General features: G+C 74.0%; 22 protein-coding genes. 15 read left to right on the top strand and 7 right to left on the bottom strand.

Going from position 1 to position 23,540, the window contains the following annotated elements:
- Positions 1–18 precede the first annotated feature (18 nt).
- Positions 19–2,517: an Ig-like domain-containing protein gene (locus ABDB74_RS19125; protein WP_346620375.1), complete on the bottom strand. Its 2,499-nt coding sequence runs from the start codon at positions 2,515–2,517 to the stop codon at positions 19–21.
- Positions 2,518–2,638: 121 nt separating this feature from the next.
- Between ABDB74_RS19125 and purS the strand changes: the two genes are divergently transcribed.
- Genes purS through ABDB74_RS19105 form a run of 4 tightly spaced genes read left to right on the top strand, consistent with a single transcriptional unit; the run spans position 2,639 to position 6,285 of the window.
- A complete protein-coding gene (gene purS / locus ABDB74_RS19120; protein WP_041776830.1) occupies positions 2,639–2,878 on the top strand; it encodes a phosphoribosylformylglycinamidine synthase subunit PurS in 240 nt (79 codons plus the stop codon).
- A gap of 10 nt (positions 2,879–2,888) precedes the next feature.
- Positions 2,889–3,560: a phosphoribosylformylglycinamidine synthase subunit PurQ gene (gene purQ, locus ABDB74_RS19115; RefSeq protein ID WP_346620373.1), complete on the top strand. Its 672-nt coding sequence runs from the start codon at positions 2,889–2,891 to the stop codon at positions 3,558–3,560.
- Entirely contained in the window at positions 3,557–5,902 is a 2,346-nt protein-coding gene (gene purL, locus ABDB74_RS19110) for a phosphoribosylformylglycinamidine synthase subunit PurL (protein WP_346620371.1), read from the top strand. Before purQ ends, purL begins: the two co-directional genes overlap by 4 nt.
- Positions 5,902–6,285, top strand: a complete 384-nt coding sequence (locus ABDB74_RS19105) for a sterol carrier family protein (protein WP_346620370.1) — start codon at positions 5,902–5,904, stop codon at positions 6,283–6,285. The genes purL and ABDB74_RS19105 overlap by 1 nt, the downstream gene beginning before the upstream one ends.
- Before the next feature lie 92 nt (positions 6,286–6,377).
- Here ABDB74_RS19105 and ABDB74_RS19100 read toward each other — a convergent pair whose 3' ends face one another.
- Entirely contained in the window at positions 6,378–6,524 is a 147-nt protein-coding gene (locus ABDB74_RS19100; RefSeq protein WP_346620368.1) for a hypothetical protein, read from the bottom strand.
- Positions 6,521–7,942: an OFA family MFS transporter gene (locus ABDB74_RS19095; RefSeq protein ID WP_346620366.1), complete on the bottom strand. Its 1,422-nt coding sequence runs from the start codon at positions 7,940–7,942 to the stop codon at positions 6,521–6,523. The genes ABDB74_RS19100 and ABDB74_RS19095 overlap by 4 nt, the downstream gene beginning before the upstream one ends.
- 205 nt (positions 7,943–8,147) lie before the next feature.
- Here ABDB74_RS19095 and ABDB74_RS19090 point away from each other — a divergent pair, with 205 nt between their 5' ends.
- Entirely contained in the window at positions 8,148–9,239 is a 1,092-nt protein-coding gene (locus ABDB74_RS19090; protein WP_346620365.1) for an S-(hydroxymethyl)mycothiol dehydrogenase, read from the top strand.
- Entirely contained in the window at positions 9,236–9,847 is a 612-nt protein-coding gene (locus ABDB74_RS19085; RefSeq protein ID WP_346620363.1) for an MBL fold metallo-hydrolase, read from the top strand. Before ABDB74_RS19090 ends, ABDB74_RS19085 begins: the two co-directional genes overlap by 4 nt.
- 29 nt (positions 9,848–9,876) lie before the next feature.
- On the opposite strand, the gene ABDB74_RS19080 is transcribed toward ABDB74_RS19085, so the two are convergent.
- Positions 9,877–10,182 (bottom strand): hypothetical protein, encoded by a 306-nt coding sequence (locus ABDB74_RS19080; RefSeq protein WP_346620361.1) that lies wholly within the window; start codon positions 10,180–10,182, stop codon positions 9,877–9,879.
- Between the two features lie 202 nt (positions 10,183–10,384).
- Between ABDB74_RS19080 and purF the strand changes: the two genes are divergently transcribed.
- Positions 10,385–11,923 (top strand): amidophosphoribosyltransferase, encoded by a 1,539-nt coding sequence (gene purF / locus ABDB74_RS19075; RefSeq protein WP_346620359.1) that lies wholly within the window; start codon positions 10,385–10,387, stop codon positions 11,921–11,923.
- Positions 11,920–12,981, top strand: coding sequence for a phosphoribosylformylglycinamidine cyclo-ligase (gene purM / locus ABDB74_RS19070; RefSeq protein WP_346620357.1), 1,062 nt, complete (start codon positions 11,920–11,922; stop codon positions 12,979–12,981). The genes purF and purM overlap by 4 nt, the downstream gene beginning before the upstream one ends.
- Before the next feature lie 120 nt (positions 12,982–13,101).
- Here the strand turns inward: purM and ABDB74_RS19065 are convergent, their stop codons facing one another.
- Positions 13,102–13,326, bottom strand: a complete 225-nt coding sequence (locus ABDB74_RS19065) for a DUF3073 domain-containing protein (RefSeq protein WP_346620356.1) — start codon at positions 13,324–13,326, stop codon at positions 13,102–13,104.
- A 162-nt stretch (positions 13,327–13,488) separates the two neighbouring features.
- Positions 13,489–14,553 carry a Glu/Leu/Phe/Val dehydrogenase dimerization domain-containing protein gene (locus tag ABDB74_RS19060; protein WP_346620354.1) on the bottom strand — a complete coding sequence of 355 codons (1,065 nt, stop codon included), beginning with the start codon at positions 14,551–14,553 and terminating at the stop codon, positions 13,489–13,491.
- Positions 14,554–14,709: 156 nt separating this feature from the next.
- Here ABDB74_RS19060 and ABDB74_RS19055 point away from each other — a divergent pair, with 156 nt between their 5' ends.
- From ABDB74_RS19055 to ABDB74_RS19040, 4 genes are all read left to right on the top strand, one after another.
- Complete coding sequence (locus tag ABDB74_RS19055; RefSeq protein ID WP_346620353.1) at positions 14,710–15,693, top strand: sugar ABC transporter substrate-binding protein; 984 nt, start codon at positions 14,710–14,712, stop codon at positions 15,691–15,693.
- A gap of 104 nt (positions 15,694–15,797) precedes the next feature.
- On the top strand, positions 15,798–16,748 hold the full coding sequence (locus ABDB74_RS19050) for an ABC transporter permease (RefSeq protein WP_346620352.1): 951 nt from the start codon (positions 15,798–15,800) through the stop codon (positions 16,746–16,748).
- On the top strand, positions 16,745–17,551 hold the full coding sequence (locus ABDB74_RS19045; RefSeq protein ID WP_346620350.1) for an ATP-binding cassette domain-containing protein: 807 nt from the start codon (positions 16,745–16,747) through the stop codon (positions 17,549–17,551). The genes ABDB74_RS19050 and ABDB74_RS19045 overlap by 4 nt, the downstream gene beginning before the upstream one ends.
- A 183-nt stretch (positions 17,552–17,734) precedes the next feature.
- A complete protein-coding gene (locus tag ABDB74_RS19040) occupies positions 17,735–19,132 on the top strand; it encodes a M23 family metallopeptidase (RefSeq protein WP_346620349.1) in 1,398 nt (465 codons plus the stop codon).
- Positions 19,133–19,205: 73 nt separating this feature from the next.
- Here ABDB74_RS19040 and ABDB74_RS19035 read toward each other — a convergent pair whose 3' ends face one another.
- A complete protein-coding gene (locus ABDB74_RS19035; protein WP_346620348.1) occupies positions 19,206–19,733 on the bottom strand; it encodes a hypothetical protein in 528 nt (175 codons plus the stop codon).
- Between the two features lie 57 nt (positions 19,734–19,790).
- Here ABDB74_RS19035 and ABDB74_RS19030 point away from each other — a divergent pair, with 57 nt between their 5' ends.
- The 3 genes from ABDB74_RS19030 to mftG are packed head-to-tail and all read left to right on the top strand — an operon-like array spanning position 19,791 to position 23,483.
- Complete coding sequence (locus ABDB74_RS19030; protein WP_346620347.1) at positions 19,791–20,660, top strand: MBL fold metallo-hydrolase; 870 nt, start codon at positions 19,791–19,793, stop codon at positions 20,658–20,660.
- A complete protein-coding gene (locus tag ABDB74_RS19025) occupies positions 20,657–21,970 on the top strand; it encodes an AMP-binding protein (protein ID WP_346620346.1) in 1,314 nt (437 codons plus the stop codon). The genes ABDB74_RS19030 and ABDB74_RS19025 overlap by 4 nt, the downstream gene beginning before the upstream one ends.
- Positions 21,963–23,483, top strand: coding sequence for a mycofactocin system GMC family oxidoreductase MftG (gene mftG, locus ABDB74_RS19020; RefSeq protein ID WP_346620344.1), 1,521 nt, complete (start codon positions 21,963–21,965; stop codon positions 23,481–23,483). The genes ABDB74_RS19025 and mftG overlap by 8 nt, the downstream gene beginning before the upstream one ends.
- The last annotated feature ends 57 nt before the right edge of the window (positions 23,484–23,540 follow it).

Here is a 23,540-nt window from a genome sequence, read left to right as displayed (position 1 = left end):
CCGACGTCGTGGAACCAGTCAGCGGACGGTGACCCGGCCGGTGCGCTGGTCGACCGTGATCTCCCCACCCTGGAACCGCTGCCGGATTCCTCCAGAGGAGAGACCCATCCCCTCCATGCCGACGGGATAGCCCAGGCGGCCGTTCTCCCAGCCCTCGCGGGCCCAGGCGTCGCGGATCGCGCCGCTGGTCGCGTGCGCGCCGCTGGCCGGGGACCAGTGGATGGTGCCGCCCTGGAAGCCCTGCCAGCAGCCGCCGCCGCGCAGCCCGCAGGTGGCGTCGGTGGTGGGGTAGCCCAGGCGCCCGTTCTCCCAGCCGGCGCGGGCCCAGGCGCCGCGCATGGCGCCGTCGGTGGCGTGTGCTCCGGTGGTGGGCGACCAGTGGATGGTGCCGCCCTGGAAGTCCTGCCAGCAGCCGCCGCCGCGCAGCCCGCAGACGGCATCGGTGGTCGGGTAGCCCAGGCGCCCGTTCTCCCAACCGGCGCGGGCCCAGGCGCCGCGCATGGCGCCGTCGGTGGCGTGTGCTCCGGTGGCGGGGGACCAGTGGATGGTGCCGCCCTGGAAGCCCTGCCAGCAGCCGCCGCCGCGCAGACCGCAGACGGCGTCGGTGGTCGGGTAGCCCAGGCGGCCGTTCTCCCAACCGGTGCGGGCCCAGGCGTCGCGCATGGCGCCGTCGGTGGCGTGGGCGCCGGTGGCGGGGGACCAGTGGATGGTGCCGCCCTGGAAGCCCTGCCAGCAGCCGCCGCCGCGGAGACCGCAGTTGGCGTCGGTGGTGGGGTAGCCGAGCCGGCCGTTCTTCCACCCCGCACGGGCCCAGGCGTCGCGCATCGCGCCGTCGGTCACGCGCGCGCCCGTGGCAGGGGACCAGTGGATGGTGCCGCCCTGGAAGCCCTGCCAGCAGCCGCCGCCGCGCAGGCCGCAGACGGCGTCGGTGGTGGGGTAGCCCAGCCGGCCGTTCTCCCAGCCGGTGCGGGCCCAGGCGTCGCGGATCATGCCGTCGGTGACGTGCGCTCCGGTGGCAGGGGACCAGTGGATGGTGCCGCCCTGGAAGGCCTGCCAGCAGCCGTCACCGCGCAGGCCGCAGTTGTCCCCGGTGGTGGGGAAGCCCAGGCGACCCGTCGGACCACCCCACGCGGCGTAGGTGTCGTGGGTCTCGGCGGCCACCCCATGGGATCCGGTGACCGCGCTCCAGTACACGCCGCCGTCCTGGAAGGGCTGCGAGAGGCCCCCGGGAAGGACCACCTGATCGCCGACCGGGTAGCCCAGCGGGCCCTCCTCCCAGCCCGCCGCGGCCCAGCCGTCCTCGATGACCTGCAGGACCGCATGGGTCAAGTGCCACCAGCTCCAGATGCTGCCGCCCTCGAAGAGCTGTCCGCAGCCGCCGTCCCGCAACCCGCACTCGAGCTCCATGAGCGGGAAGCCCAGGTCGCCGGAGACGCCGCCGACCGCCGCGTAGGCGGTGGCGAAGTAGTGGAGGACCGCGTACGGGTCACCGCCGTCCTTCTGGACGACGATCCCGTTGACGTGGTCCTGCTGGCGCCCGCCCGGAACGGCGCGCTCCGGCACCGTCACCGACCCCAGATCGCTGCGTGCCGCGCCGCGCTCCATGAAGAACCGCGCGATGGGGGTGAGTGGCGCAGGAGTGGCGCGTACGGGCTCGGACAGGGGGCTGTCGGGGCTGACGTCGTAGTCGTAGCCGTTGGGCGACGGCGCATCGACCAGCTGCACCTGGTAGCTGTACTCGCGCCCGGTCACCAGACCGGACTCCTCGAACCTCGCCTCCCTGGTCGTGGCCACGTGCACGCCGTCCCGGAACACGAGCCAGGGCCCCCACTGGCCGCCGGCTTCCCAGGTCAGCGACACCGCCGTCGGGTCGTCGATGGGGGTCACCGCCAGGGCCGTCGGCGTCAGCCGCTGGCGCTCCCGGTACAGACGCTGGCTGGGACCTTCCCAGCCGCCGCCGTTGACGCCCGCGACCCGGTAGCTGTAGTAGGACTCGTCGAGCAACCCCGAGTCGGTCCAGGTGAGCTCGGACGTCGTGTGCACGAGCCGGTCGTCCCGGTAGATCCGGTACTGGTCAGCGCGCGTGGCCGCGGACCAGGTCAGCGTCGCGGAGCCGGGGGCCGGGATGGTGATCGTGAAGGGGCTGCCAGGCATCGCCGGGTCGAGCCAGAGCGTGGCCCTCACGGTGGCGGTGGCGGTGTTGCCCTGGCCGTCGGAGACGGTGTAGGTGAACGAGTCGGAGCCGGACTCCCCGAAGTACGGCTTGTAGAAGACGGTGCCGTCGCGCAGGTAGGCGTTGCCCTTGGCGGCCGGCGTCACGGCGGTGACGGTGAGTGGGTCTCCGTCCGCGTCGCTGTCGTTCGCCAGCACGGCGACCGGGTAGTCGACGCCCCCGTAGTTCCGGTAGGTGACCGCGTCGTCGACGGCGACCGGCGACTGGTTCACCGGCTCGGCCGAGGCGGGGCTGGCGGAGAGGACCACCAGCGCGGCGGCCACGGCCACCTTCAGCGAACGCACACTCATCTCCTCGGCAGGCACCGGAAACGCCCAGCTCAACGGGGGTTGTGGAACTGGGCGGCTCAGTGTGCACACCGCGCCGTCCTCGAGGGACAAAACGCGCCCAGGTACCCTCGTCGGTGTGTCCCGGGTGGTCGTCGACGTCGTCCTGAAGCCAGAGATCTCCGACCCCCAGGGGCAGGCGGTCCTCGGCGCCCTCGGCCGGCTCGGCCACGACTCCGTCCGGAGCGTCCGCCAGGGCAAGCACTTCGTGCTCGAGGTCGACGGCACCCCCGACGAGGCGGAGCTGAAGCAGATCGCCGAGACGCTGCTGGCCAACCCGGTCATCGAGGACGTCGAACTGCACCTCCCCACCGACTGAGAGAGCGACCGTGCGCATCGGTGTCATCACCTTCCCGGGCTCCCTGGACGACGTCGACGCCGCGCGCGCGGTGCGGCTCGCCGGTGGGGACCCGGTCGCCCTCTGGCACGCCGACCACGACCTGAAGGACGTCGACGCCGTCGTCCTGCCGGGCGGCTTCTCCTACGGCGACTACCTGCGTGCGGGTGCCATCGCCGCGCGCTCCCCGCTGATGCAGGACGTCGTGGCCGCGGCGAACCGCGGCCTCCCGGTGCTCGGCATCTGCAACGGCTTCCAGGTGCTGTGCGAGGCGGGCCTGCTGCCGGGCGCGCTCACCCGCAACAGCCACCTGCACTTCCGCAACCGCGACCAGGTGCTGAGCGTCGAGCGCGCCGACACCGCCTGGACGCAGGACTACACGACCGGCCAGCACATCGTCATCCCGGTGAAGAACGGCGAGGGCCGGTACGTCGCGTCCGACGCCGACCTCGACCGCCTCGAGGCCGAGGACCGGGTGGTGTTCCGCTACGTGGGCGGCAACCCCAACGGGTCCAGCCGTGACATCGCCGGCGTCACCAGCGAGAACGGCCGGGTCGTGGGTCTCATGCCGCACCCGGAGCACGCCGTCGAGGACCTGACCGGGCCGGGCACCGACGGGCTCGGGTTCTTCACCAGCATCCTGAAGGCGGTCGTCAGCGCATGAGTGAGTCGGCAACGGCGGGGCTCTCCGACCTCGACACCGGCCCGGGCCGGCTCGCGAACCGGCTCGACACCGTCGATCTGGCGGCGGGCACGCCCGACGACGCGCAGCCCTACGCCGAGCTCGGGCTCAAGGCCGACGAGTACGCGCGGATCAAGGGCATCCTGGGCCGCCGGCCCACCACCGCCGAGCTGGCCATGTACTCGGTCATGTGGAGCGAGCACTGCTCGTACAAGAGCTCCAAGGTCCACCTGCGCCGGTTCGGCGACCTCCCGCCCAGCGACGCCCTGCTGGTCGGCATCGGCGAGAACGCCGGTGTGGTCGACGTCGGCGACGGCTACGCCGTGACCTTCAAGGTCGAGTCGCACAACCACCCGAGCTACGTCGAGCCCTACCAGGGCGCGGCCACCGGCGTCGGCGGCATCGTCCGCGACATCCTCACCATGGGCGCCCGCCCGATCGCGGTCATGGACTCGCTGCGCTTCGGCCGGGCCGACGCCCCCGACACCGCCCGCGTGCTGCCCGGCGTGGTGGCGGGCGTCGGCGGCTACGGCAACTGCCTGGGCCTGCCCAACATCGGCGGCGAGCTCCTCTTCGACGACTGCTACGCGGGCAACCCGCTGGTCAACGCCCTGTGCGTGGGCGTGATGAAGCACGAGGACGTGCGGCTGGCCAAGGCCGAGGGCGTCGGCAACAAGGTCATCCTGTTCGGCGCGCGCACCGGCGGTGACGGCATCGGCGGGGTCTCGGTCCTGGCGTCCGAGACCTTCGACGCCGAGGGCCCGGCCAAGCGGCCGAGCGTGCAGGTGGGCGACCCGTTCACCGAGAAGCTGCTCATCGAGGCGTGCCTGGAGATCTTCGCCGCGGACCTCGTCACCGGCATCCAGGACCTCGGCGGCGCCGGGCTCTCCTGCGCCACCTCCGAGCTGGCCAGCGCCGGCACCGGCGGCATGCACGTCGACCTCGACACAGTCCCGCTGCGCGACAGCACGCTCACCCCGGCCGAGATCCTGATGAGCGAGTCGCAGGAGCGCATGTGCGCGATCGTCGAGCCGGACAAGGTCGACGCCTTCCTCGCCGTCTGCCGCAAGTGGGACGTGCTGGCCACCGTCATCGGTGAGGTCACCGACGGGGACCGGCTCACCGTCGACTGGCACGGCGAGCGGATCATCGACGTCCCGCCGCGCACCGTCGCCCACGAGGGGCCGGTCTACGAGCGGCCGATGGCCCGCCCCGCCGACCTCGACGCGCTGCGGGCCGACGACGCCGGGGCGCTGGCCCGCCCGGCCACCGGTGCGGAGCTCCAGGCCCACTGGCTGGCCGTCGTCAGCAGCCCGGACGGCGCGGACAAGACCTGGGTCACCGAGCAGTACGACCGCTACGTCCGCGGCAACACCGTGCTCGCCCAGCCCGACGACGCGGGCGTGATCCGCATCGACGAGGAGAGCCACCGCGGCATCGCGCTCTCCCTGGACGGCAACGCCCGGTACGCGCGGCTCGACCCGTACGCCGGTGCGCAGCTGAACCTGGCGGAGGCCTACCGCAACGTCGCCGTGTCCGGCGCGAAGCCGCTGGCCGTCACCAACTGCCTCAACTTCGGCTCCCCCGAGGAGCCCGAGGTGATGTGGCAGTTCGCCGAGGCCGTCCGCGGCCTGGCCGACGCCTGCCGGGAACTGGGCCTGCCGGTCACCGGCGGCAACGTGAGCCTCTACAACCAGACCAGCGACGTCGCGATCAACCCGACGCCGGTGATCGGGGTTCTGGGCGTGCACGACGACGTCCGCACCCGGGTGTCCACCGGCTGGCGGACGGCGGGGGAGACGGTGCTGCTCCTCGGCACGACGGCGGCGGAGTTCGGCGGCTCCGCCTGGGCGAGCGTCGTCCACGGTCACCTCGGCGGGACCCCGCCGCGGGTCGACCTGGCCGCCGAGCGCGCGCTGGGTGACCTCATGGGCGCTCTCGGCCGGGAGGGCCTGATCAGCTCCGCCCACGACCTCGCCGACGGCGGGCTCGCGCAGGCGCTGGCCGAGTCGGCGCTCCGCTACGGCGTCGGCGCCCGGCTGGAGCTGGGTGAGGACCCGTTCACCGCGCTGTTCAGCGAGTCCACCGCCCGCGCGGTCATCACGACGTCGGACCCCGGCGGCGTGAAGACGACGGCGCAGTGGGCCGGTGTGCCGGTCACGGAGCTGGGGACGACGGGCGGTGGCGCGCTGGTCGCCGACGGGCTCCTGGACCTGCCGCTGGACGAGCTCCGGGCGGCGTGGAGCGCCACGCTCCCGGCGCTGTTCGGCCGCCCGGAGGACGCGGTCGGCACCGTTCCGGCGGGCACCGTCCCCACCTCCTGATGCCGGCGGTCGGCCCCATCCCGGCCGAGGAGCTCCGTGCGGTGCTCGAGCCGGTGCGCCCCTGGCTCGAGGGGGAGGCCGAGCAGCCGCCCCGCGCGGTCGTCGGCGCCGCGGTGAAGACGACGGCGCGCTGGCTGGCCCAGCAGGTACCGGGCCGCGCGGTGGAGCTGCGGGTGCCCCCGCACGTCGCCGTCCAGTGCATCGAGGGGCCCCGGCACACCCGAGGCACCCCGCCGAACGTCGTCGAGACCGATGCCGCGACGTGGCTGGGGCTGGCCACCGGGTCGGTCACCTGGGACGAGGCGCTGGCCGGGGGCAGGGTCTCCGCCAGCGGCAACCGCGCCGACCTCTCCGCCCACCTGCCGCTGCGCCCCCTCCGCTGACCGCCGCGGCGTCATGCGCACATGACGCCCCGGAAGACGACGACGGCGGGGACCCCCGGAGGGATCCCCGCCGTCGCGGGTGCGCGGATGCGTCAGCCGAAGAGCGCGCTGGCCGCCACCACGGTGTTGTAGAGCCCGTAGGCCAGCGGGACGCCGACCAGGGCCCAGGCGAACGCGATCAGCCCGACGGGGGTGTGCGTGGTCGGCTGCTCGCCCTGCGTGGACGCGGGAGTGCTCATCGGGTCAGGCTCCGGTCTCCGGTCGTGGATGCGGCGGTGGGGACGTCGGTGGGCTTGGGCTCCCACCACTTCTCGGCGACCGGCTTGATCAGCAGGTTGGCGACGAAGCCGACGGCCAGGAGGCCGACCATGATGAACAGCGCCGGCCGGTAGTCGGCGGCCACCAGCTGACCCGGCGTACCGCGGGCGTCGAGGACGCCGTTGATGATCAGCGGACCGACGACGCCCGCGGCCGCCCACGCGGTCAGCAGCCGGCCGTGGATGGCGCCGACCTGGTAGGTGCCGAAGAGGTCGCGCAGGTAGGCCGGGACGGTCGCGAAGCCACCTCCGTAGAAGGAGATGATGACCGCGGCGAGGACGACGAAGATCCACGTGGCCGTGCTGCCGATGGTGGCCAGCAGGACGTACAGGATCAGGCCGACGCCCAGGTAGACCATGTAGATCGGCTTGCGACCGATGTAGTCCGAGGTCGAGGACCACACGAACCGGCCGGCCATGTTGAACAGCGACAGCAGGCCGACGAAGCCGGCGGCCGCCGCGGCGAGGACCGCGGAGGTCTCACCGGTGCGGAAGAAGTCCTGGATCATCGGCGCGGCCTGCTCGAGGATGCCGATGCCCGCGGTCACGTTGCAGAACAGCACCGTCCAGAGCAGCCAGAACTGCGGCGTCTTGATGGCGTTGTTCGCGGAGACGTTCTCGGTGGTCACCAGCGACTTGGACTTCACCGTGGCCGGGTCGAACCCGTGGGGGCGCCAGTTGGCGGCGGGCACCCGGATGATGAAGGCGCCGAACATCATGAAGACCAGGTAGATGAGCCCGAGGGTCAGGAACAGGCCCGCGACGGCGTTGCCGCTGGGGACGGTGCCGGCGACGGCGGGGTCGTAGTTCGGGTCGTACCAGTTCATCAGCTGGCGGGACAGCGGCGAGGCGATGAGCGCACCGCCACCGAACCCCATGATCGCCATGCCGGTGGCCAGACCCGGGCGGTCGGGGAACCACTTGATCAGCGTGGAGACCGGCGAGATGTAGCCGATGCCCAGGCCGATGCCGCCGAGGAACCCGTAGCCGAGGTAGAGCAGCCACAGCTGGTTGGTGTAGATGCCGAGCGAGCCGACGAGGAAGCCGCTGACCCAGAAGACGGCCGAGGCGAACATCGCGGCGCGGGGGCCGTTCTTGTCCACCCAGGTGCCGAAGACGGCGGCCGAGAGGCCAAGCATCACGATGGCGATCGAGAAGATGATCCCGATCTGGGTGAGGCCCGTGTCGAAGTGCTCGACGAGGGCCACCTTGTAGACACTGGTCGCGTAGGCCTGGCCGATGCTCAGGTGCACGGCGAGGGCCGCCGGCGGGATCAGCCAGCGGTTGAATCCTGGGCGGGCGATGATCCGCTCGCGCGCCAGGAAGCCGGGAACTGCCACGAGGAACCTCCGGGGACGGGACCGGTACGGCCGGGCGGCACAACCGGGACGCGGCCTGTGACATAGGTCGCGATCTGGTGGCACGCTACGTCCTCGTGCGCTGTCCCGCGCGGGGAACAGGCGGACGTGACCAGCACGTGATCCGACCTCCACAGGACGGAAGCGCCCCTCGCTGCCGCCGTGCTGCCGACCTAGGCTCCGGCGCATGGCATACGAGGTGCGTGGGGTCGTGGCCCGCGGCAAGGGGCAGCCGGTCAGCGTCGAGACGATCGTGGTGCCGGACCCGGGGCCGGGGGAGGCCGTGGTCGACGTGCAGGCCTGCGGGGTCTGCCACACCGACCTGCACTACCGCGAGGGTGGCATCAACGACGACTTCCCGTTCCTGCTCGGTCACGAGGCGGCCGGGGTGGTGTCGGCCGTCGGTGAGGGCGTCACCAACGTCGCCGTCGGCGACTACGTGGTCCTCAACTGGCGGGCGGTGTGCGGCGAGTGCCGCGCCTGCCGCAAGGGTGAGCTGCAGTACTGCTTCAACACCCACAACGCGGCGCAGAAGATGACCCTCACCGACGGCACCGAGCTCTCCCCGGCCCTGGGCATCGGCGCCTTCGCCGAGAAGACCCTGGTCCACTCCGGCCAGTGCACGAAGGTCGACCCCGCCGCGCCCCCGACGTCCGCCGGCCTGCTCGGTTGCGGCGTGATGGCCGGCGTCGGCGCCGCGATCAACACCGGCGGCGTGCAGCGCGGCGAGACCGTGGCCGTGTTCGGCTGCGGCGGCGTCGGTGACGCCGCGATCGCCGGGGCCAAGCTCGCCGGGGCGACGACGATCATCGCCGTCGACATCGAGGACCGGAAGCTCGAGTGGGCGAAGCAGTTCGGCGCCACCCACACGGTGAACTCGAAGGAGACCGACGCCGTCGAGGCGATCAAGGCGCTCACCGGCGGCTTCGGTGTGGACGTCGCGATCGACGCCGTCGGTCACCCGAAGGTGTTCGAGCAGGCCTTCTACGCCCGCGACCTCGCGGGCCGGGTGGTCATGGTCGGCGTCCCGACGCCGGGCATGGAGGTCACCCTGCCGGCGATCGAGATCTTCGGCCGGGGTGGATCGATCAAGTCCTCCTGGTACGGCGACTGCCTGCCCAGCCGCGACTTCCCGATGCTCGTCGACCTCTACCTGCAGGGCCGCTTCGACCTGGACGCCTTCGTTTCCGAGACGATCGGGCTGGGCGACGTCGAGAAGGCGTTCGAGAAGATGCACCACGGCGAGGTGCTGCGCTCCGTGGTGGTGTTCGACAAGTGAGCGGCCCGCGCATCGACAAGGTCGTCGTCCCGGGCGTCTTCTCCCTGGACGGGCAGGACTTCGACGTCGAGAACAACGTGTGGCTCGTCGGGAACGACGACGAGGTGCTGGTGATCGACGCCCCGCACGACCCCGCCCCGATCGTCGAGACGATCGGCGGCCGACGGGTCACCGCGATCGTCCTGACCCACGGCCACAACGACCACATCACCGCCGCGCCCGCCCTGCGCGAGGCCACCGGCGCCCCGATCTGGTTCAACAGCGCCGACCGGATGCTCTGGGACATGACGCACCCGGACACCGCGCCCGACGAGGACCTGCAGGCCGGAACCCGGTTCGACGTCGCCGGCACCCGGCTCGTGGCCCTGCACACGCCGGGCCACTCGCCGGGCAGCACGTGCCTTCACGCGGCGGACCTGCGCACGGTCTTCACCGGCGACACGCTGTTCTGCGGCGGGCCGGGCGCCACCGGCCGCAGTTTCACCGACCACCCGACGATCGTGAACTCGATCCGGGCGCAGCTGCTCAGCCTGCACGGCGACACCGTCGTGAAGACCGGGCACGGCGACGACACGACGATCGCCGCGGAGCTGTCGAACGTCCGCTGAGGCGGTGTCCGTGGCCGGGCCCGGCCCGGTCACCGCCCCGGCGGATCGCCCTGCGTGGGTCGGTCGTGCGACTCCGCGTCCGCGCGCTCGAGCCGCTGGCGGATCGCCGCGACGTTGAGCGCGAGGTCCTCGAGCGCCTCGACGGCGCGCGTCGCGAGGGCGAACGTCAGGTTCTCCCGCTGCTCCTCGGGGCTCGGCTCGGGACGGCGCCGCGCGGCCTCGCGCGTCACGTCCGCCCACGGCTGGTCGTCGCGGCGCGGCTCGTCGAAGAGCTGGCGCAGCATCCGCTGCGCCATGTCGAGGAAGTCGCGCGGATCGGGTCCGTTGCTTGCCATCCCATGTCTCCTGTCGCTCGTCGCGAGCACGTCGTCCGGCGCGGAGCGGCCGGACGGTGAGCGGGTCAGACGTCAACGCATCGCTCCCGGCTTGAGTTCCGTGCCCCGGAATCGACCCCCGAACCGGAGGGACACGCGGCACGGTGACGCGGACCACCGGTGCGGGGGTGGGCAGGCGGCTTGACGCCGGTAGTCTCGTGAGGTGCCTCGCGGTGATGGACGGCTGACGCACGACCTCGATCCCCAGTCCCCCGGACCTCAGGATGCCTGCGGCGTCTTCGGTGTCTGGGCGCCAGGGGAGGAGGTCGCGAAGCTGACCTATTTCGGTCTGTACGCCCTCCAGCACCGCGGTCAGGAGGCGGCGGGCATCGCGGTGTCCGACGGCGTCTCCGTCGTCGTCTACAAGGATCTCGGCCTGGTGAGCCAGGTCTTCGACGAACCGACCCTCGGCAGCCTGCGCGGCCACCTGGCGGTCGGCCACGCCCGGTACTCCACCACGGGGGCCTCCACCTGGGAGAACGCCCAGCCCACGTTCCGCACCACCGAGGCCGGCACCGGCCTGGCGCTGTGCCACAACGGCAACCTGGTGAACACCGCGGAGCTGGCCAGCAGAGCCGCCGACGCCGGGGTGCCGGGTGCCTTCGTGGCCACCAACGACTCCGATCTGGTCACCGCGCTCATCGCGGCCCGCCCCGACCTCTCGGTCGAGGCCGCCGCGATGGAGGTGCTGCCGCAGCTGCGCGGTGCGTTCAGCCTCACCTTCATGGACGAGGACACCCTCTACGCCGCACGCGACCCGCAGGGCGTGCGGCCGCTGGTGCTCGGCCGCCTGGAGCGCGGCTGGGTCGTGGCCAGCGAGACGGCGGCGCTCGACATCGTCGGGGCCTCGGTGGTGCGCGAGGTCGAGCCCGGTGAGCTGATCGCCATCGACGAGAACGGCCTGCGCAGCCAGCACTTCGCCCCCGCCGACCCCAAGGGCTGCGTCTTCGAGTACGTCTACCTCGCCCGCCCCGACACCACGATCTCCGGGCGCGGGGTGCACGCCGCCCGCGTCGAGATCGGCCGGCGGCTGGCCGCCGAGCACCCGGCCGAGGCCGACCTGGTCATCCCGGTCCCCGAGTCCGGCGTCCCGGCCGCGGTCGGGTACGCCGAGGCATCGGGCATCCCCTACGGGCTGGGTCTGGTCAAGAACTCCTACGTCGGCCGCACGTTCATCCAGCCCAGCCAGACCATCCGGCAGCTGGGCATCCGGCTCAAGCTGAACCCCCTGCGCGACGTCATCCGCGGCAAGAGGCTGGTCGTCGTCGACGACTCGATCGTGCGCGGCAACACCCAGCGGGCGCTGATCCGGATGCTGCGCGAGGCGGGGGCGGTGGAGGTGCACGTGCGGATCGCCTCCCCCCCGGTCAAGTGGCCGTGCTTCTACGGGATCGACTTCGCCAGCCGGGCCGAGCTCATCGCCAACGGCCTGGACGTCGACGGCGTCCGCGCCTCGATCAACGCCGACTCGCTGGGCTACGTCTCCGAGCAGGGCCTGATCGCCGCCACCGAGCAGCCGGTCAACCGGCTGTGCACGGCCTGCTTCACCGGTGAGTACCCGATCGACCTCGGCGAGCCCGAGGTGCTCGGCAAGCACGTGCTGGAGGGCATCGGCCAGCGCGCCGTGAGCGGCTGGACCGGGCAGCAGGCCGGCAGCGCGATCGTGCCCGGTGGCGCCGAGGACGCGCTGAGGCGGCCGTGAGCGAGACGTTCACCTACGCCGCCTCCGGTGTCGACATCGACGCCGGTGAGCGCGCCGTCACGCTGATGCGGGCGGCCGTGGAGCGCACCAACCGGCCGGAGGTCGTCGGCGGCCTGGGCGGGTTCGCCGGGCTGTTCGCCCTCGACACGGCGAAGTACCGGAAGCCGTTGCTGGCCTCCTCCACCGACGGGGTCGGGACCAAGATCGCGCTGGCCCGCCAGCTGGACCGGCACGACACCGTGGGCATCGACCTGGTGGCGATGGTCGTGGACGACCTGGTGGCCTGCGGCGCGGAGCCGCTGTTCCTCCAGGACTACGTGGCCTGCGGGAAGGTCGTCCCCGAGCGGATCGCGGCCATCGTCACCGGCATCGCGGCCGGCTGCACCCAGGCCGGGGCGGCGCTCGTGGGCGGGGAGACCGCGGAGCACGGCGACCTCATGGACGCCGACGAGTACGACCTCGCCGCCACGGCGGTGGGTGTGGTGGAGGCCGACGCCGTCCTCGGCCCCGAGCGGGTGCGCGCGGGCGACGTCGTCGTGGCCATGGCGTCGTCGGGCTTCCACTCCAACGGCTACTCGCTGGTGCGCCGCGTGGTCGCGTCGGCGGGGCTGGACCTGACCGGGACCCCGGCGGGGCTGGACCGCCCACTGGGTGACGAGCTGCTGGAGCCCACCCGCATCTACGCGCTCGACTGCCTGGCGCTCGTCGAGCGGCTGGGCGTCGAAGGCGTGCACGCCTACGCGCACATCACCGGCGGCGGGCTGGCCGGCAACACCGCCCGGGTGGTCCCCGACGGGCTTCAGGCGGTCCTGGACCGCGGCACCTGGGCGCTGCCGGCCGCGGTGCGCCTCATGGAGGAGCACGGGGTGCCGCGGGTGGAGTCCGAGCGCGCCTTCAACTGCGGCGTCGGCATGGTCGCCGCCGTCGCCCCGGACCGGGCGGAGGAAGCCGTGACGTTTCTCACGTCCCGCGGGGTGCCCGCCTGGATCGCCGGCAGCGTGCGCGAGCGCCCCGCCGGCGACGCTCCCGCCGCGGAGCTCACCGGCGCCTACCGCTGAGGCGACCCGCGCCACCCCGGCCCGGGGTCGCCTGCGCGTGCGCCCGTAGCACCACGACACCGCTGTCCCGGAGGGCAGCGGTGTCGTGGTGTCAGACGGATCGGGACGTCGAGCCGCGGGTCAGCGGCTGGCCGCCCAGTCGTCGTCCGAGTCGTCGTCCGCCCAGCGGTCGGCGTACTCGTCCTCGTCGTCCTCGTCGTCGTTCGCCGCGCTGGGCGCGGCGTACGGCGACGACGACGAACCGGCCAACTCCCGCTGCAACGCGGTGAGGTCGGTGTTGGGTGAGCTGTACTTGAGCTCACGGGCCACGCGTGTCTGCTTGGCCTTCGCTCGGCCGCGCCCCATCGGCTCGACCCCCTCATTACGGAGTGCGGAGGCCCAGCCAAGCGGCTGATGCGGCCCGCGTGGCGACCCCGACTGAGTGACTATGTCTCGGACAACATTACGACACGGATCGGCGGCGGGCACACGCCCTCCCCCTCCGGGTGGTGCGCGCGCCGCGCCGGGTCAGCGGGGCAGCCGGATCGTGGCCAGTCGGCCGACCGATCGGATCCGCTCCTCGGCCAGCCGCTCGGCCGCCACGGCGGGGGAGATCCCCTCGGCGTCGGCGAGCGCGAACACCCGCAGGGCGACGTCGTGGATGCCCGAGGCCTTGGCCTGAGCACGGGCGAAGGAGAAGCCGTGCCGCTCGTCCTCGACCTGGATCACGCCGCCGGCGTTCACCAGGAAGTCCGGGGCGTAGAGGATCTCCCGGGCGCGGAGCCGCTCGGCCATCTCCGGGGTGGCCAGCTGGTTGTTCGCCCCGCCGCAGACCACCCGCGCGGGCAGGACCGAGACCGTCTCCTCGTCGAGGGCGCCGCCCAGTGCGCACGGCGCGTAGACGTCGTGCGGGGTGCGCACCAGCGCGGCGGTGTCCGGGACGGCGCGCACGGCGGGGTGCCGGGCTCGCAGGCGCTCCACGGCGCCCGGATCCACGTCGGTGACGACGACGTCGGCGCCGTCGTCCACCAGGTGGCCCACCAGCCACGAGCCGACCTTGCCCACACCCGCCACGGCCACCGTGCGCCCGGCGAGCGACGGCGAGCCCCAGCAGTGCTGGGCGGCCGCCCGCATGCCCTGGAAGACGCCGTAGGCGGTCAGCACGGAGGAGTCGCCGCACCCGCCGTAGGCCTCCGACCGGCCGTGCGCGAACCGGGTCTCCCGGGCGACCACGTCGAGGTCGGCGTTGAACGTCCCGACGTCGCACGCGGTGAGGTACCGGCCACCCAGCGACTCGACGAACCGGCCGTATGCGCGCAGCAGCGCCTCGGTCTTGTCAGTGCGTGGGTCGCCGATGATCACGGCCTTCCCGCCGCCGAGGTCCAGTCCGGCGAGGCTGTTCTTGTACGACATGGCGGCCGAGAGTCGCAGCGCGTCGGCGACGGCGGCCTCCTCGCCGGCGTAGGGATAGAACCGCGTGCCCCCCAGCGCCGGCCCCAGGGCCGTGGAGTGGATGGCGATGACCGCCCGCAACCCCGACTCGGGGTCGCTGCAGAACACGACCTGCTCATGACCGGAACCCAGGACGTCCACGCCAGGAGCCTAGATCGCCCGGCGGCCGTCGCCCGGTCGGAGGAGGCTCCCAGCCGCGCCGGCGCCTCCGGCGGACCGGTCGCCGGGGCGGAGGAGCATGATCCTGGGTCGGAACGATGGCGTGGGCCCGGGCCCGCGAGCACAGGAGGACTCTCGATGGCCGCACCCAAGCGACTGCTGGCACTGGCCCTGGCCGGGCCCCTGCTCCTCTCGGCCTGCACCACGGACTCGAGCGAGGACGGCTCCGGCCAGGCCGGCAGCGGGGGTGACGCCGGTGGTGGTGACCTCGCCGTCGCGGTCGTCACGCACGGCTCCGCCGGTGACGCCTTCTGGGATGTAGTCCAGAACGGCGCCGTGGCGGCCGGTGAGGACCTCGGCATCGAGGTCGACTACCAGAGCGACGGCGACCCGCAGCGGCAGGCGCAGCTCATCGAGGCCGCGGTCAACCGCGGCGTGGACGGCCTCGTGGTCTCGATGGCCAACCCCGATGCGCTCCAGGAGTCGATCGAGGCGGCGGTCGGGGCGGGGATCGGCGTGGTCACCATCAACTCCGGCGGTGAGCGGTCGACGGAGTTCGGCGCCATCGGCCACGTCGGCCAGGACGAGCGGATCGCGGGGCTGGGCGCCGGTCGGCGGCTCGCCGAGGAGGGCGCCACCAGCGTGCTGTGCGTGATCCACGAGCCCGGCAACGTGGGCCTCGAGCAGCGTTGCTCCGGCGCGGACGAGGGCTTCGGCGGCTCGTTCGACACGCTCCAGGTCGACATCAACGACCTCACCGGCGCCCAGTCGGCGATCACCTCGCAGCTGCAGGGCACGACGGGCATCGACGCGGTGCTCACGCTCAACTCGGCGGTCGCGGGCGTGGCCGTGGAGGCCGCGGCGGATGCCGGGTCGGACGCGCAGGTGGCCACCTTCGACCTGAACGAGGACGTCATCAGCGGCATCCAGGACGGCGACATCGCCTTCGCCGTCGACCAGCAGCAGTACACGCAGGGCTACCTGCCGGTCGTGATGCTCAAGCTGTACGCCGAGAACCTGAACACGGTCGGCGGGGGGCAGCCGGTGCTGACCGGGCCCGGGATCGTGGACGCGGACAACGTCGACGCGATCGCCGACCTGGCCTCGGCCGGCACCCGCTGAGCACCCGGGAGGCCGCCGCACCGGCGGGTCCGCGGGCCGACGAGCGGCTGAGCCCTCCCGGGCCGCTGCGCCGGCTGCTGGCCCGGCCGGAGCTGGGCGCGCTGGTGGGCGCGGTGGTGGTGTTCGTCTTCTTCGCGGTGCAGTCGCCGGCCTTCCGTTCGCCGAGGGGCATCGCCAACTGGCTGGACCCGGCCTCGACGCTGGGGATCATGGCGGTCGCCGTCGCGCTGCTCATGATCGGTGGGCACTTCGACCTGTCGGCCGGGGTCATGACCGGCACGACGGCGCTCACGGTGGGCATCGTCGCCGTGGAGTTCCGTCAGAACCTGTGGGTGGCCATCGGGATCGCGCTGGTGGTCGCGCTGGCGATCGGTTTCGGCAACGGCTGGCTGGTCACCCGCACCCGGCTGCCCAGCTTCATCGTCACGCTCGGCACGTTCCTGATGCTGCAGGGGCTGAACCTGGGCCTGACCAAGCTGTTCACCGACACGGTCACCGTGGGCGGCATCGACGACGTGCCGGGCTACGCCACCGCCGAGTGGGTGTTCGCCTCGCGCGTGGAGATCCTCGGCGCCGAGATCCGCGTCGCGGTGCTCTGGTGGCTGCTGTTCACGGCGCTGGCCACCTGGGTGCTGCTGCGCACCCGCTTCGGCAACTGGGTGTTCGCCACCGGCGGCGACGAGATGGCCGCCCGCAACGTGGGCGTGCCGGCGCGGCGCACCACGATCGCGCTGTTCATGACGACGGCGGCGGCGGCCTGGTTCGTCGGCACGACGCTCGCCGTGCGCCTGACCTCGGTGCAGGCGAACACCGGCATAGGCCAGGAGCTCATCTACATCGTCGCCGCGGTCATCGGGGGCTGTCTGCTGACCGGCGGGTTCGGGTCGGCGGTCGGTGCGGCGCTGGGCGCGCTGATCTTCGGGATGACGCAGCTCGGCATCCCGTACCTGCGCTGGGACGCCGACTGGTTCTACTTCTTCCTGGGCGCGATGCTGCTGCTCGCCGTGCTGGCCAACCGGCTGGTCCGGCGCTACGCCGAGGCGGCCCGGCGATGACTGCGCCGCGCACGGACCCGGCCCGGCCGCCGCTGCTCGAGCTGCGCGACGTCGGCAAGGACTACGGGTCGGTGATCGCGCTGGACGGCGTGAGCAGCACCGTGCGCGCCGGCGAGGTCACCTGCGTCCTGGGGGACAACGGTGCCGGGAAGTCGACGCTGATCAAGATCCTGGCCGGCGTCCACCGGCCCGACCGCGGGGAGGTGCTCCTCGACGGGCGGCCGGCGGCGTTCGGATCGCCGCGCGAGGCGCTCGACGCCGGCATCGCCACCGTCTACCAGGACCTCGCGATGATCCCGCTCATGTCCATCTGGCGGAACTTCTTCCTCGGCGCGGAACCCACCCGCGGCGTGGGTCCGTTCCGCCGGTTCGACGTCGCCCGGGCCAGGGAGACCACCCGACGGGAGCTGGCGGCCATGGGCATCGACGTCCGGGACCCGGACCAGCCGGTGGGCACGCTCTCCGGCGGGGAGCGGCAGTCGGTGGCGATCGCCCGGGCGGTGCACTTCGGGGCGCGGCTGCTCATCCTGGACGAGCCGACCTCGGCGCTGGGGGTCAAGCAGGCGGGCGTCGTGCTGCGGTACGTCGCCCAGGCGCGGGACCGCGGCGTCGGCGTCGTACTGATCACGCACAACCCGCACCACGCCCACCCGGTGGGCGACCGGTTCCTCGTGCTGAACCGGGGCCGGAGCATGGGCGAGTTCGCCAAGGCCGACATCAGCCGGGACGAGCTGACCCGCCTGATGGCCGGGGGTGCCGAGCTGGAGGCGCTCGGCCACGAACTGGAGCGGCCGGGGAGCTAGCGCGAGGCCGCCCGGAGGGTGCAGGCTGCCATCGGTATCGACATACCGACAGCCACGGAGCGGTCACCGATCGTTCTTGACGCGGCGCGCCACAAGTCCTGCGTGTTGCCTTTGTGACTCCCGGTGACAGTGGGACGGTGCGTGGGCCAGACCGCCTCACCCTCTTCCCCAGGGAGCGAGCACATGCCCCAGCGCCGTCCGACCGGACCGGCCGGCCCGCTATCCGGCCACCGCCGGAACGCGCACGGCCGCCCGGCCCGGTCCCTGCGCACCGTCCTCGTCGGAGCCGTGGTCGGCGCAGCGCTGATCACCACGGCCACCTCCGCCGTCGCCGTCCCCGGCCCGCCGGTCAACCCGAGCGACACCCAGCTCGGGGAGGCGCAGGGCGCCCAGGCCGCCGCCGCGGCCGAGGTCGGGCGCATCGCCGCGCTCGTCGCCGCCTCGGAGTCCGAGCTCGAGCGGGTCGCCCATCAGGCCGAGGCCGCCGGCACCGCCTACCTCGCGGCCGAGGAGGCGCTGCTGCTCGCCCAGCAGGCGGCGGACGTCGCCGCCGCCGAGCTGCGGGCCGCCGCGGACCAGGTCGCCGCCGCGGAGGCGCGGATCGCGCTGTTCTCCCGGGACAGCTACATGAACGGCTCGTCGCTGACCAGCTCGGCCGCCCTCCTCGACTCCGCGGGCCCCGGTGAGCTCATCCAGCGCGCCGCCATCCTCGACTACGTGGCCAGCAACCAGCTCGACGTGCTCGGGGAGCTGGAGGTCGCCCGCATCCGGCAGGCGAACGCCGACTCCACCGCCCGCGCCGCCCGCGACGAGCGGGCGGCGGCGGAGGACGCGGCGGAGGCGGCCAAGGAGGCCGCCGATGCGCAGCTCGCCGCGCAGCAGTCGGCCTACGAGCAGGTCCTCGCGCAGAAGGCAGAGCACGAGCAGCAGCTGCAGGCCGCCCAGATCCGCCTGCTGGAGCTGCAGGGGGCGCGCAACGCCTACCAGCAGTGGGAGGCGCAGAAGCGGGCCGAGGAGGCCGCCGCAGCGGCCGCTGCCGAACGCGCCGCCCGGGAGGCGGCCGAGGCGGCCGCCCGCGCGCGGGAGAACTCCGGTGGCGGCGGCAGCTCCGGTGGCGGCGGCAGCTCCGGTGGCGGCGGCGGCTCCGACGGGGGCGACCGGAATGCGGTGAGCGGGGCCGGCTACGTGCGGCCGACGTCGGGCCGGATCAGCAGCTGCTACGGCTTCCGCTGGGGCGCCCTGCACGGCGGCGTGGACATCGCGGCACCGGTGGGCACCCCGGTCTACGCGGCCACGTCCGGCCGGGTCGTCCGCCACGGGTACGCCAACGGCTTCGGGCTGGCGCTCTACATCCTCGGCGACGACGGGGCCATGACCGTGTACGGCCACGTGAACGAGGAGTTCGTGCGCACCGGGGACCGGGTCACCGTCGGGGAGGTCATCGCCGAGGTCGGCAACCGCGGCCAGTCCACCGGCCCGCACCTGCACTTCGAGGTGCACCCGAACGGCGCCCGGCACAGCGGTCAGGTGGACCCGGTGCCGTGGCTGCGGGCCCGCGGCGTCCCGATGGAGCGCTGCTGATCCGTCCGGACAGGCCTGCGGCCCGCCACCTCGGGGATCGGTGGCGGGCCGCAGCCGCTCGGGGCGCCGGAGCTCAGCTCGTGGGCGTGCTCTCCTCGGTCGTGCCGATGCCGCACTCCTCGGCCAGGTAGGTCTCCACGTTGGCCGAGGCCTGGGTGAGCTCCTGCTCCAGCGGCGCGAGCTGCTGCTCCAGGGTGGCCAGCGCGTTCGGGTCGGTCAGGTCGATGTCCTGCAGCGTCGCGGCGAACTGCTCGACACCGTCGGCGAGGGCGGTCCAGTCGGGGGCGAGCTCGGGGGGCGCCTCGATGGACCGGATCTCCTCCGCCGCGTCGCGGAAGGTCTGCGGCAGGTCGGCGGGGTTGGCGGAGGCGCTCCCGGCGATGCGCTCCTGGATGGTGCTCGCCGCCGTGCAGAACTCCTCGTCGGCGGCGGCTCCGGTCTCGGTCTCGGTCTCCGTCTCCGTGCCGGACCCGCTGGTGGTCTCGGCGGCGGTGGTCTCCTCGGACCCGGTGATGTCCGGTTCGTCGGAGGTGCAGCCGGTGAGCACGGCCAGGGCGGCGGCCGCGGGCAGGATCCCGCAGCGGAGGAGAGATCGGCGCATGGCCGCAGGGTAGTCGCCTGGTGCGCATCGTGGGGGCCGCGCGGCTAGCGTGCGGTCGTGACCGTACCGATCGATCCCCGGGGCTCGTGGCTCCTGCCGCCGCCCGGTGCCCTGCCGAGGACGGCCGACCTGGAGCCCTTGGTCAGCCGCGTGCTGGCCGCCAACCCCTCGCCCATGACGCTCGACGGCACCAACACCTACCTCGTGGGCGCACCGGGCAGCGGGCAGGCGGTCGTCGTGGACCCCGGCCCCGACGAGCCGGCGCACCTGGCGGCGGTCGAGGCCGCGCTGGCCGGCCGCGACGCCCGGTGCGTCGCGGTCCTCGTCACCCACCACCACGGCGACCACGCCGAGGCCGCCCTCCCGTGGGGGACGCGGTTCGGTGCCGTCGTCGCCGCGGCGGCGCCGGCGGTGGCCGGTCCGGGTGGGCGGGTCCTGCAGCCGGGGGAACGGCTGCGCCTGGCCGGGACGGTGATCGACGTCGTTCCCACCCCCGGCCACACGGCCGACCACCTGGCCTTCCGCGTGGAGTCCGGTGCGGTCCTGGTCGGCGACCACGTCCTCGGCCGCGGGACGTCGGTCGTCACCCACCCCGAGGGCGACGTCCTCGCCTACCTGGAGTCGCTCCGGCGGGTGCACGCGCTGGGACCGAGCGCCCTCTACCCCGGCCACGGCCCCGCGCTGACCGAGGATCCGGGCGCGGTGCTGGAGTTCTACCTGGCGCACCGCGCCTACCGGGAGCGGCAGCTGCTCGATGCGCTGGCGGACGGCGCCCGGAGCGTCGACGAGCTGGTCGCGGCCGTCTACGCCCAGGTGCCCCGCGAGCTGTGGCCCGCCGCGGCGCAGTCCACCCGGGCGACGCTGGCCAAGCTGGCCGCCGAGGGGCGCGTCGAGCTGGACGACGACGGTGGGGTGCGCCCGGCGTGAGCGCTCCGCCGATCGTCCGCGCCGCCGACAGCGAACGCGACCAGCGCCGGGCCGCCGCGTCGCTGGCCGCCGCGGGTCTGCGGCCCGGCGAACGGGTCCTGGTCTCCGCGGCCGCCTCGCCCGCGCTGCTGGCGGTCGTCCTGGGCGCGCTGCGCACGGGCATCGTCCCGGTCGTGCTGGATCCGGCGCTGCCGTCGGCCGAGCGCGCCGCCCTGGCCGCGGACGCCGACCCGGCGCTGGACGCCGGCGACGACCCGGCCCGCCTGCTCGGGGAGGCCGAGGCAGAGCTGGCCCCCGTCCCCCTCGCCCGCCCCATGCACTACACGTCGGGCACCACCGGCCGGCGGAAGGGCGTGTGGTCCGGCGTCCTGGCCGAGGACGACGCCGCCGCCCTGGCCCGCGAGGAGATCGACCTGTGGGCGTTCGGCCCGCGGGACCGGCACCTCGTCCTCTCGCCGCTGCACCACAGCGCCCCCCTGCGGTTCGCCGTCCACACCCTGCTGGCCGGTGGCGAGGTCGTGCTGCCGGGCCCGTTCGACGTCGGCCGGGCAGCCCGGACCATCTCCACGCTGCGCCCGACGACGACGTTCTGCGTGCCCACGCACCTGCAGCGGCTCCTCGCGCACGGCGACGTCGACTGGTCGTCGTTCCGGCGGCTGGTGCACGCCGGGGCGCCGTGCCCCGAGCCGCTCAAGCGGGCCGTCCTGGCGGCGCTGCCGGAGGGCAGCGTCTGGGAGTTCTACGGCAGCACGGAGGCCCAGTTCACCGTCTGCTCGCCCGACGACTGGCGGGCGCACCCGGGCAGCGTCGGGCGCGCCCGCCCCGGCCGCCGGCTGGAGGCCGATGAGCGCGGGCAGCTGTGGTGCGCCGTGCCCCGCTGGGCGCGGTTCGAGTACTGGCGGGCACCGGAGAAGACGGCGGCGGCCTGGCGCGGCGACCTGGTCACCGTGGGCGATCTCGGCCGGGTGGACGACGACGGGACGGTGTGGCTGGACGGCCGCCGCGAGGACCTGGTGATCTCCGGTGGGGTCAACGTCTACCCCGCCGAGGTGGAGGCGGTGCTCGACGCCCACTCGGGCGTCGTCGAGAGCGCCGTGTTCGGGGTGCCCGACGCCGACTGGGGTCAGCGGGTGGTCGGGGCCTTCGTGGGCGACGCCGATCCGGTCGAGCTGGCCGGCTGGGCCCGGGAGCGGCTGGCGCCGGCCAAGCGGCCCAAGACGTTGCACGCGGTGGCCGAGCTGCCCCGCACCTCCACCGGCAAGGTGCGGCGGCTGGACCTGCCGGGGGTGCTGGGGCTCCCGGATGGCTGAGCACTGGGACGTCGTCGTCGTCGGCGCCGGGACGGCGGGCTGCCCGCTGGCCGCGCGGCTGGCCGACGCCGGACGGCGGGTGCTCCTGCTGGAGGCCGGCGCCGACCACCGGGAGGCGCCCGCCGAGCTGCGGGACGGCTCGAGCCTGCGGGCCGCGGTGAGCGGGCACCCGGCGAACTGGGACCTGCCCGGTCTGCTCCCCGGCGGACGCCCGATCCGCGTGCCCCGCGGGCGGGTGGTCGGTGGCTCGAGCGCCGTCAACGCGGGCTACTTCGTGCGGCCGACCCCCGACGACGCCGCCGACTGGGCCGCCGCGGGCAACGACCTGTGGTCGTGGGAGAACCTGCTCCCGGCGCTGCGGCGGCTGGAGAGCGACCACGACTTCGGCGACCGCCCCGGGCACGGGGCCGACGGGCCGGTGCCAGTGGTGCGACCGGCCGGGGGGCCGCCGTTGGCCGAGGCCTTCGGCCGCGCGACCGAGGAACTGGGGCTGCCCGCCGAGCAGGACAAGAACGCCGGGGGCGCGCCGGGGTACGGCCCACTGCCGCGCAACGTCGTCGGCGGACGGCGGATCAGCACCGCCGACGCCTACCTGGCCCCGCGTCGCGTGCATCCCGGCCTGACCGTCCGCGGGGGCGTGCAGGTGCTCCGGGTCCTGGTCGAGCGGGGCCGTGCGGTGGGCGTGCGGACGACGGCCGGGGACGTCCGGGCCGACGAGGTCGTGCTCACCGCCGGGGCCGTCGGGTCGGCGCACCTGCTGCTGCTCTCCGGTATCGGCCCCGCGGCCGCACTGGGCGCCGCGGGCATCGAGCTGCTGGTCGACGCCCCGGGTGTGGGGGAGGGGTGCACCGACCACCCGCTGGTCCACGTGCCCTTCTCCGCCGCCGACGGCGCGGGGGCCGCCCCGGGACGGTCGCCGCTGCACGGTGTCCTCCACGTCACCTCGGACGGCGCCGAGGTGCCGGGCGACCTGGAGGTGCTGCCCTGGCTGGCGCCGTTCGCCCAGGTGATGACCGGCCGGCCGGCGCCGGCCGGGGAGCCGGTCGAGATCGGCGTCGGGCTGCAGCGCACCGTGGGGCGGGGGCGGCTGGTCCTGGCCGACGGGGACCCGGCACGGCCGCCGGTGGCCGAGTACCGGCACCTGGCCGAGGAGGCCGACCGACGGCGGATGCGGGAGGGCGTCCGGCTCACCGCCGAGCTGCTGCGCACCGCAGCGCTGGCGTCCGTCGGCACGCCCGCGGGCGGCCTGACCGGCGCCGTCCTGGCCGACGACGCGGCGCTGGACGGCTGGATCACGGCGCGGCTGACCACCGCCGTGCACCTCGCCGGTACCGCGCGCATGGGGCCGGAGAGCGATCCGTCGGCGGTGGTCGACCAGGAGCTGCGCGTGCGCGGCGTCGAGGGGCTGCGCGTGGCCGACACGTCCGTGCTGCCGCGGGTGCCCAGCCGTGGGCCGGCCGCCAGCGCCGTGCTCGTCGGGGAACGTGCCGCGGAGCTCATGGCCGGTCGCTGAGCCGTGACCGGCCCGCGCGGCCACGGCCAGGAGGTCCCGGCGGCGCGCCGTCGCAGC

Source organism: Blastococcus sp. HT6-4 (assembly GCF_039679125.1).
GTDB classification, from domain to species: domain Bacteria; phylum Actinomycetota; class Actinomycetes; order Mycobacteriales; family Geodermatophilaceae; genus Blastococcus; species Blastococcus montanus.
This window is presented reverse-complemented; position numbering and strand designations above follow the sequence as displayed.

Bases quoted from the DNA above. Each gene is read 5' to 3' on its own strand.
- ABDB74_RS19090 (WP_346620365.1), top strand. From the start codon at position 8,148: ATGGCATACGAGGTGCGTGGGGTCGTGGCCCGCGGCAAGGGGCAGCCG.
- ABDB74_RS19080 (WP_346620361.1), bottom strand. From the start codon at position 10,182: ATGGCAAGCAACGGACCCGATCCGCGCGACTTCCTCGACATGGCGCAG.
- purL (WP_346620371.1), top strand. From the start codon at position 3,557: ATGAGTGAGTCGGCAACGGCGGGGCTCTCCGACCTCGACACCGGCCCG.
- ABDB74_RS19055 (WP_346620353.1), top strand. From the start codon at position 14,710: ATGGCCGCACCCAAGCGACTGCTGGCACTGGCCCTGGCCGGGCCCCTG.
- ABDB74_RS19100 (WP_346620368.1), bottom strand. From the start codon at position 6,524: ATGAGCACTCCCGCGTCCACGCAGGGCGAGCAGCCGACCACGCACACC.
- ABDB74_RS19065 (WP_346620356.1), bottom strand. From the start codon at position 13,326: ATGGGGCGCGGCCGAGCGAAGGCCAAGCAGACACGCGTGGCCCGTGAG.
- ABDB74_RS19035 (WP_346620348.1), bottom strand. From the start codon at position 19,733: ATGCGCCGATCTCTCCTCCGCTGCGGGATCCTGCCCGCGGCCGCCGCC.
- ABDB74_RS19040 (WP_346620349.1), top strand. From the start codon at position 17,735: ATGCCCCAGCGCCGTCCGACCGGACCGGCCGGCCCGCTATCCGGCCAC.
- ABDB74_RS19105 (WP_346620370.1), top strand. From the start codon at position 5,902: ATGCCGGCGGTCGGCCCCATCCCGGCCGAGGAGCTCCGTGCGGTGCTC.
- ABDB74_RS19045 (WP_346620350.1), top strand. From the start codon at position 16,745: ATGACTGCGCCGCGCACGGACCCGGCCCGGCCGCCGCTGCTCGAGCTG.
- mftG (WP_346620344.1), top strand. From the start codon at position 21,963: ATGGCTGAGCACTGGGACGTCGTCGTCGTCGGCGCCGGGACGGCGGGC.